Source organism: Streptococcus sp. HMSC072D03 (assembly GCF_001812855.1).
Lineage (GTDB): Bacteria > Bacillota > Bacilli > Lactobacillales > Streptococcaceae > Streptococcus > Streptococcus salivarius_D.
Genome location: NZ_KV810639.1, coordinates 1 through 266 on the forward strand (window position 1 = coordinate 1; position 266 = coordinate 266).

Genomic DNA, 266 nt, shown 5'->3' on the forward strand with positions numbered 1-266 from the left:
TGTCTCATAATTCTGGGCCACAAAAGCGAATTCCCCTTTCTTGAACCCAAACTCATCCCAGGACATAACAGTAGGGAGCTTGTCATAATGTTCCTTGAAAGTAAACTGGTCGAGCTTACGATAGACAGTGGACGTCGACACACGAAGCTTTCTGGCAATATCAGTTAGTGACATCTTCTCAGTTAGGAGTTGTGTAAGCTTTTGTCGGACAAGGTTGGAGATTTGACAGTTTTTCTCAACGATTGATGTCTCAGCTACCGTGACTC

General features: G+C 44.0%; 1 protein-coding gene. It reads right to left on the bottom strand.

Features of this window, described 5'->3' with window-relative positions; translation table 11 throughout:
* On the bottom strand, positions 1-266 hold a 266-nt coding region (locus tag HMPREF2877_RS03500), incomplete at both ends, for a helix-turn-helix domain-containing protein (RefSeq protein WP_141751042.1).